Annotated in this window: 8 protein-coding genes and 1 pseudogene; 8 read left to right on the forward strand and 1 reads right to left on the reverse strand. The window is 42.9% G+C overall.

Annotated features, from left to right (window positions below; all coding sequences use genetic code 11):
* Positions 1–223 precede the first annotated feature (223 nt).
* The 8 genes from ACE1AQ_RS00075 to ACE1AQ_RS00110 all read left to right on the forward strand — a co-directional run bounded on the left by ACE1AQ_RS00075 (position 224) and on the right by ACE1AQ_RS00110 (position 7,863).
* Positions 224–463 (forward strand): DUF2281 domain-containing protein, encoded by a 240-nt coding sequence (locus ACE1AQ_RS00075; RefSeq protein ID WP_008199001.1) that lies wholly within the window; start codon positions 224–226, stop codon positions 461–463.
* Complete coding sequence (locus ACE1AQ_RS00080) at positions 460–909, forward strand: type II toxin-antitoxin system VapC family toxin (RefSeq protein WP_008198999.1); 450 nt, start codon at positions 460–462, stop codon at positions 907–909. The genes ACE1AQ_RS00075 and ACE1AQ_RS00080 overlap by 4 nt, the downstream gene beginning before the upstream one ends.
* A 127-nt stretch (positions 910–1,036) precedes the next feature.
* On the forward strand, positions 1,037–1,453 hold the full coding sequence (locus ACE1AQ_RS00085; RefSeq protein ID WP_008198996.1) for a XisH family protein: 417 nt from the start codon (positions 1,037–1,039) through the stop codon (positions 1,451–1,453).
* Positions 1,441–1,770, forward strand: a complete 330-nt coding sequence (locus ACE1AQ_RS00090; RefSeq protein WP_008198994.1) for a XisI protein — start codon at positions 1,441–1,443, stop codon at positions 1,768–1,770. The genes ACE1AQ_RS00085 and ACE1AQ_RS00090 overlap by 13 nt, the downstream gene beginning before the upstream one ends.
* A 29-nt stretch (positions 1,771–1,799) precedes the next feature.
* Positions 1,800–4,937, forward strand: a complete 3,138-nt coding sequence (locus ACE1AQ_RS00095; protein WP_110545710.1) for a BPTD_3080 family restriction endonuclease — start codon at positions 1,800–1,802, stop codon at positions 4,935–4,937.
* A gap of 201 nt (positions 4,938–5,138) precedes the next feature.
* Complete coding sequence (locus ACE1AQ_RS00100; RefSeq protein WP_008198988.1) at positions 5,139–5,705, forward strand: photosystem I assembly protein Ycf4; 567 nt, start codon at positions 5,139–5,141, stop codon at positions 5,703–5,705.
* A 31-nt stretch (positions 5,706–5,736) separates the two neighbouring features.
* On the forward strand, positions 5,737–6,474 hold the full coding sequence (locus ACE1AQ_RS00105; protein WP_008198986.1) for a peptidylprolyl isomerase: 738 nt from the start codon (positions 5,737–5,739) through the stop codon (positions 6,472–6,474).
* A 249-nt stretch (positions 6,475–6,723) separates the two neighbouring features.
* Positions 6,724–7,863 (forward strand): beta-ketoacyl-ACP synthase, encoded by a 1,140-nt coding sequence (locus ACE1AQ_RS00110; RefSeq protein ID WP_008198984.1) that lies wholly within the window; start codon positions 6,724–6,726, stop codon positions 7,861–7,863.
* On the opposite strand, the pseudogene ACE1AQ_RS00115 reads toward ACE1AQ_RS00110, so the two are convergent.
* Positions 7,858–8,043 (reverse strand): annotated as a pseudogene (locus ACE1AQ_RS00115) (hypothetical protein); the annotation flags it as partial. The gene ACE1AQ_RS00110 and the pseudogene ACE1AQ_RS00115 sit on opposite strands and share 6 nt — an antisense overlap.

The following is an 8,043-nucleotide window of genomic DNA, read 5'->3' on the forward strand; positions in this document are numbered from 1 at the left end:
GGCTCTTCTAGGTTCTGTGTGATGAGTTTAACTTACATAGGATCGATCTTTGTGTCCTTTGTGTCTTTGTGGTTCGTTCCACCCCCTCGCTAGGAGGAATGTATCTTAGAATACATTTTACCCACCAAACCTGGGAGAGCCATTCAGAAAATAACCCAATCGAAATATAGGATTTAATATTAAAGAGTGAGAAGTTACACTTAATGTTCAATAAAATAACTCTATGAATATCGAAAAAAATGTTATAGAATATCTCCGAAAATTACCCCCAGACAAACAACAGGAAGTCTTAGACTTTACCCAATTCCTGAGCCAAAAGTCAACCCTGCCTAAACCCAATCCTAATTTAACCCCAGAACAACGATCTGCTAATTGGTTAGCATGGGTTGATAGTCATAAATCCTCTAATCCTCCCTTACCCGATGAAGCCTTACACCGAGACAGTATGTACGAAGACGAATGACTCAATATTTACTGGATACCAACATTCTTTTACGAGGCAGTGACCGGAATTCCTCTCAGTATTCTCTGGTTAGAGATGCTATTAACTATATCCTTCAACACGGTGACACTTGTTTGATTACCTCTCAAGTATTAATTGAATTTTGGGTAGTTGCTACTCGTCCACTTGATGTTAATGGTCTAGGTTGGAATCCACAACAAACGCAACAAGAAATTAACAATCTTCTTTCTCAATTCTCTTTATTAGAAGAAACCCCAGAGATTTTTCTCCACTGGTTTCAACTGGTCGTTAATCATAACATTAAAGGAAAACGAACCCATGACATCAGGCTGTTAGCCGTAATGCAATCCCATAATATTACTCATTTACTAACCTTTAATCCTGATGATTTCATCCTTGTTCCTCACATCACCATCATTCAACCTCAAGATTTATTAGAAAATTAATCAATCCAAAATCAAAAATCGAAATGTCCTACGAAGTCAACGAACCGATTCTCAACTCACCTTTTGATGAACCCTTGATGAAGTTAAATCAGCCGTTTATCGAGCTTGCTTATACTTAGAAAATTCTATGTCAGCCAAAGATATTTTTAATCAATCCGTGTGTATTGCCCTCGAAAAAGATGGCTGGAATATCACCCATGATCCCCTTTATCTTAAAGTCAATGACGTAGAATTTTACATCGACTTAGGCGCGGAAAGATTAATTGCCGCCGAAAAGGCAGGTCAAAAAATTGCCCTAGAGATTAAATCTTTTTTAGGCGCATCAGAAGTCACCGAATTTCATCTCGCATTAGGACAAATCCTCAATTATCGGTTAGCATTAAAACAGGAACAACCCGAAAGGATTCTTTATCTAGCCATTCCTCAAGATACCTATGAGGACTTTTTCTCTCGTCAATTTATTCAAGACGCTGTAGCCGAATATAAAATTAAACTCTTAATCTTTAATTCTCTCAAACAAGAGGCGGTATTATGGAAAGAATAAACTACTCTCAACTGATTCAAGACATTCTCACCCAACATTCAGTTAATGACAGCAAAAATGACACAGAAACTCAACTTATTTTTGACACAAAACGCCATCATTACCAAGTCTTAAATATTGGGTGGAAAGAGCAAAAGCGAATCTATGGTGTGATTATTCATCTTGACATAAAAGATGACAAAATCTGGATTCAAAGAGATGGAACAGAAATCGGCATTGCCAATCAATTAATCGCTGCTGGTGTTCCTAAACAAGATATAGTCTTAGGTTTTCAGGCTCCCTATAAACGTAGTTTAACCGAGTTTGCCTTGAGTTAATACATAAGAAAAAAATCCTAAATAACCCTATGTCCTACGAAGTCAACGAACCGATTCTCAACTCACCTTTTAATGAACCCTCCCGTTATTGGTTCATCCGAGAAGGTTATGAACCAGAATTAAAAGAAGGGAGAAGACCGGCTATTGTCTATCCCCCCCGGGAAGGTGACAGCGAATGGGAATTAGGAAAAGTTCTCAAACTTTCACCCCCCGATCAATTTTTCCCTGGTTATGAAATGACCTTGGTTAACCACATCAGGAACAAAGTCAAAGAATGGAGAAACGAAAACTATCCCGGGGTCAGTCGTACTACCTTAGAACTATTGGACTATTGGAACCGAGAAGGAAGAGAACATCGCCTATTTTTTGCTCAAAAAGAAGCAGTAGAAACCATCATTTTCCTGATTGAATCACGGGCCGACTTTCGCCAAGGGATTCATATCCCCCAAGACACCCCCATTGACACCACCCTAAAAGCTTTCATCCGCTACGCCTGTAAGATGGCAACTGGAAGCGGCAAAACAACAGTGATGGGGATGTTAGCAGCATGGTCCATCCTCAATAAAGTAGCAGATCGCAGTAACGCTAAATTCTCCGATGTTGTCCTGATTATCTGTCCCAATATCACCATTAAAAGCAGATTGCAGGAACTCAACCCCGACAACGGCGAAGCTTCTTTATATCGCACCCGTGACCTCGTACCCTCTCACCTGATGGATAAACTGAGACAGGGTAAAGTCTTGGTGACAAATTGGCATATTTTTGAAAAGCGAGCGCCTGCCACTGCCGGTAATGACACTGCCAAAGTGGTGAAAGTGGGAGTCAAAACCACCGCCGCCGAAGTGATTAAGATTGCCGCTAAAAACGAAACTGCTAGGGGAACAAGATATCTAACCCAAGAAACTTTAGGACAGCAAATCGCATTAGGTCGGTTAAAAGTCGCTGAAGGAGGGGAGAAATATGATACACAGGGAAATCTTAAAGAAGTCAAGGTAGAAATTACCCGCTATTTAGAAAGTGATGCCGCTTGGATTAAACGAATCTTAACCCAAGAAGTGGGGAATAAAGGTAACATTTTAGTCTTTAATGATGAGGCGCATCATGCTTATCGGATATCTCGGTTATCTTCGGATAATAATGATGCTGGCGATGAGCAAGAATCGGAAAAATATCAAGAAAAAGAAGCCACGATTTGGCTTGAGGGTTTAGATAGAATTAACAAATATCGAGGCATTAATTTCTGTGTAGATCTATCCGCTACTCCCTATTACTTAAAATCTTCCAAACAAAATACTAATAAACCCTTTGAGTGGGTCGTCAGTGATTTTAGTTTAATGGATGCCATTGAAGCAGGTTTAGTGAAAATTCCTCAATTACCCGTTAGAGATACCACCGGCGCAGCCGTTTCAGATTTAGCTTACTTTAATATCTGGGAATGGTTAATGAAGAAAATGACCCGATCTGAACGGGGTAAAGGAATAAATCCTACACCGGAAGCTATCCTCAAATATGTGCAACATCCCATCACCTTATTAGGGGGACAGTGGGAACAAATTAAACAAGAATGGGCAGCCTCCGATGATCCCAGACCGCCTGTATTTATTATTGTCTGTAAGAATACCAAGATTGCTAAATGTCTCTATGAATGGATAGCAGAAGATATCAAACCGAATGATTTACCCTCCTCTAACCTGCGATCGCTCCGTAATACCGAGGGAGAAACTAACACGATTAGAGTCGATTCTAAGGTAGTTGAAGAATTAGAATCGGGTGAAAGTAAATCCGATGAAAGTAAATGGATGCGCTTTACTTTAGACACCATTGGTAAGACTCAATGGACAAAAGATGATCAAGGACGCGATATTTATCCCGAAGGATTTGCTCAACTAGCCGAGAAATTAGCTAGACCGTTTCACCCCCCCGGTCGCGATATAAAATGTGTAATTTCTGTAGGAATGCTTACGGAGGGTTGGGATTGTTCCACCGTAAAACATATTATTGGGATTCGTCCCTTTCAATCCCAATTACTCTGTGAGCAGGTGGTAGGTAGGGGGTTAAGAAGGCGCAGTTATGACCTCACCGAGGATAACAAATTTGCCGAAGAAACTTCAACAATTTTCGGAGTTCCCTTTGAAGTTGTTCCCTTTAAAGCTAATCCCCAAGGGGCAAAACCTCAGCCAGAAAAACGCTATCATGTTTACTCAGTGCCGCAAAAATCCCAATATCGCCTAGAATTTCCCAGAGTTAAAGGCTATACCCAAGCCGTACAAAACCGAGTCACCGTTGATTGGACAACCATCGCCGCTTTAGAAATTAACCCCTTCAAAATTGCCCCCGAAGTCCAAGTTAAAGCGACTCTAGCTAATAACCAAGGTCGTCATAGCCTATCTGGTCCGGGCAAACTGGAAAGCCTTGATCTCAACCCTTACCGTCAGGGAAAAAGATTACAAGAATTAGTCTTTGAATTAGCGGCGGATTTAACTCGCACTTACTGCCAAACCGAGCAATGTCAAGCACCCCCTCATGTCTTGTTTCCCCAATTAAGAAAAATCTGCGATCGCTACATAACTGAAAAGGTTAAAGTAGTAGAACCCGCTCACATTCTCGATCTGTTTCTTTCCCCCTATTACGGTTGGGTAATTGAAAAACTCTCGGAGTCCATTTATCCCGATACTGGCGCCGGAGAAGCCCCAGAAATCCCCAAATTTGAGGCACATCTAGGCAACGGTTCAACCGATGATATTAACTTCTTCACCGGCAAACCTGTGAGAGAGGTAGTCAAGTCTCACCTTAACTGTGTGGTGGCTGATACCGATCAATGGGAACAGGCAGCCGCCTATATTATTGACAATCATCCCGCCACTGCAGCCTTTGTTAAAAATGAACGCTTAGGGTTTACTATTCCCTATTTTCATAATGGGGAAGACCACGATTATATCCCAGACTTTATTATCCGTCTGAAGACCGCTAAATCTAACTATTTAATCCTAGAAACTAAAGGATGGGACGAACTGAGGGAAGTCAAGCAAGCAGCCGCTAAACGCTGGTGTAATGCCATTAATGCCGACGGCAAACACGGTCATTGGCAATACTTTTTAACTGGATTGAGCAAAGTTAAAGAAGGAATTGACGAAGCAATCAAAGAAATCGAAGCATTAACCAACTAAATTTTCGATAACTTTTCTGGAAGGTTATCACCTTTTCTGGAAGGCAATCGCCGGTACAGAGTACCCTTGATCTTAATCAGAGAAAAAGTGTATGAGTGATTTTGGCGGCATTCCGCTCCCAATCAACACCCTAGGTCGGGGTTGGGGAAGTGGGGAGAAAAAAGCTGGTAAAATAACTCTAGGCAACCTTAAAAAGAATTCATGAAAGCGCAAACAACAAGTAAAGATAGCCTGATCCTACGGCGAGAAGTAGTGGGTTCCCGTCGCCCTAGTAACTATTTTTGGGCTGTAATCGTCTCTATTGGCGGTCTAGGGTTTCTCCTCGCTGGTCTTTCCAGTTATTTGAAGGTCAATCTACTTCTCGTTAGCGATACCAGTTCCTTACAATTTATTCCCCAAGGAGTCGCTCTCCTCTTTTATGGCACTGCGGGGACGCTTTTAGCCATCTATCTCTGGTTATCTCTCCTCTGGAATGTCGGAGGTGGTTATAACGAGTTTAACAAGGAAACCGGCAAAGTTAAAATCTTTCGTTGGGGCTACCCCGGCAAAAATCGTCGCATTGATCTCGATTGGCCTCTCGAAGATGTGCAAGCTGTGCGGGCCGAAGTGCGAGAAGGACTCAACCCAAAACGGGAACTATTCCTGCGGATTAAACAGCGTCGTGATATCCCTTTAACTCGCGTCGGTGATCCCATGTCCCTCTCGGAATTGGAAAATCAAGGAGCGGAACTCGCTCGTTTTCTGGAAATTCCTCTAGAGGGATTGTAGTCCTTTTTTCGCTCTTTTTGGCTATAAAATAATGATGAAGATAAGAAAATCTTGCTGGCTGTCTGTGGTTTGTGTTTTTTTGATCACAACGACGACACTTTTCGGCTGTTCTTCCCCAGAAGCTAACTCCACCCCCGATAATTCTAGTATCACCCAAACTTCTCAACCTGCCAGTTCGGGCAGTGTCAACATGGATAATCACAAACCCCGCTTAGATGGAACTGCCGTCGTCGAGATGATCATCAAAGGTAAACCGGTAACGATCGAAATTGATGGCAATGCGGCCCCAATTACCGCAGGTAACTTTGTGGATCTGGTGGGGAGAGGTTTTTATAATGGTTTAACTTTCCATCGCGTGGTTACAGAACCGCAGCCTTTTGTCGCCCAAGGGGGTGATCCCCAAGGTCGCGGAACCGGTGGTTTTGTCGATCCAGAAACCAAGCAATCCCGTTATGTTCCCCTGGAAATTCTCCTCAAAGACGAAAAAGAGCCGATTTATGGGCAAGCAATCGGTCAACAGGCCACGGCCCGCACTCCTATGGTCGCTTTACCCCATAAACGCGGTGCGATTGCCATGGCCCGTTCTCAACAGCCTAATTCCGCTTCTTCTCAGTTTTATTTTGCCCTGTCGGATATCAATTTCCTCGATGGTGATTATGCCGTTTTTGGTTATGTAACTGAGGGAATGGAAGTGGTCGATACGATCAAACAAGGGGATAAAATTGACTCTGCTAAAGTTATTTCCGGTGCAGAAAATCTGAAAAAATAGCGCTCAGATTGGGTGAGTCCGCGCGACGTTAACGGAGGCAGGGGGCAGGAGTCCGTTTTTGTAACGGGGATTTATGCCCCGCTCCAAAAACTTTTCGCCTTAAGGCGAGGTTTTAGACCCGATTTTTTCGATAATTTAATCTTCGCCGTCCCCCCCCCAATCATTTAATATTCCGATAACTGATAACTGATAACTGATAACTGATAACTGATAACTGATAACTGATAACTGATAACTGATAAATGATAAATGAATGTTGTGGTGACGGGAATTGGGTTGATCAGTTCTCTGGGAAATTTAAGTCAGAGTTGGCAAAGATTACTAGAGGGCAAAACTGGTATAACTAGGCAACAACCCTTCTCTGATTTACCCGCTTTACCCCTGGGTTTAATCGGTCACAAACCCGCATTTTTAGAGGATTTAACCAAAATTGCCCTAATTGCCGCCCTTGAAGATGCGAAGTTAACGACTCCCTTAAAGGATTGTGCTGTCACTATCGGTTCTAGTCGCGGTTGTCAGGGTTTATGGGAACGGATGGCAGCGACGGGAATAGTAGAAAACTGGTTAGACAGTTTACCCGATCGCACCTCGGTATTGACCGCTAGATTGATAGAAACCGGCGCCCCAGTCTTAGCACCCATGGCGGCCTGTGCGACGGGCATCTGGTCGCTCGCCCAGGGTGTAGAATTAATCAAAATGGGAGAATGCGACCGAGTTTTAGCAGGGGCGATCGAAACTCCGATCACTCCTTTAACTCTGGTGGGATTTGAACAGATGGGAGCTTTGGCGAAAACGGGCTGTTATCCTTTTGATATAGCTAGAGAAGGCTTGGTTTTGGGGGAAGGTGGGGCGATTTTAGTCCTTGAATCGGAAGAACTGGCTTTAAGCAGAAATGCCCCCATCTACGGGCAAATTTTGGGCTATGGTTTTACCTGCGATGCCGATCATGTTAGCGCCCCGGCGGTGGATAATCATAGTGCTACCAAAGCCATAGAACTATGTTTGCACAGAAGTCAATTAAGAAAAGATGAAATTAATTACATTCACGCCCACGGCACTAGCACCCGTTTAAACGATGAACGGGAGGCAAACCTGATCGCCAGCATTTTTGGCTCGCAAGTGGCTGTAAGCTCGACAAAAGGCGCAACAGGACACACTTTAGGGGCTTCGGGGGCGTTAGGTGTGGCTTTTTGTTTAATGGCTCTGAAAAATCAGCTAATTCCCCCCTGTGTGGGTGTGCGCGAGTCGCCTTTTCAATTAAATTTAACTAGATCGGCTGTTAATTTTTCCCTGCATAATTGTCTCTGTCTTAGTTTCGGGTTCGGAGGACAAAATGCCGCCATCGCAGTGGGGAGATGGGGGAGAAGGAGTGGGAATTATGAATTATGAATTATGAATTGGGGAGACGGGGAGAATAAATAAAAGCAAATCTCCTGATAACTGATAACTGATAACTGATAACTGATAACTGATAACTGATAACTGATAACTGATAACTGATAACTGATAACTGATAACTGATAACTGATAACTGATAACTGATAACTGATAACTGATAACTGATAACTG

Source organism: Microcystis sp. BLCC-F209, from assembly GCF_041928595.1.
GTDB lineage: Bacteria > Cyanobacteriota > Cyanobacteriia > Cyanobacteriales > Microcystaceae > Microcystis.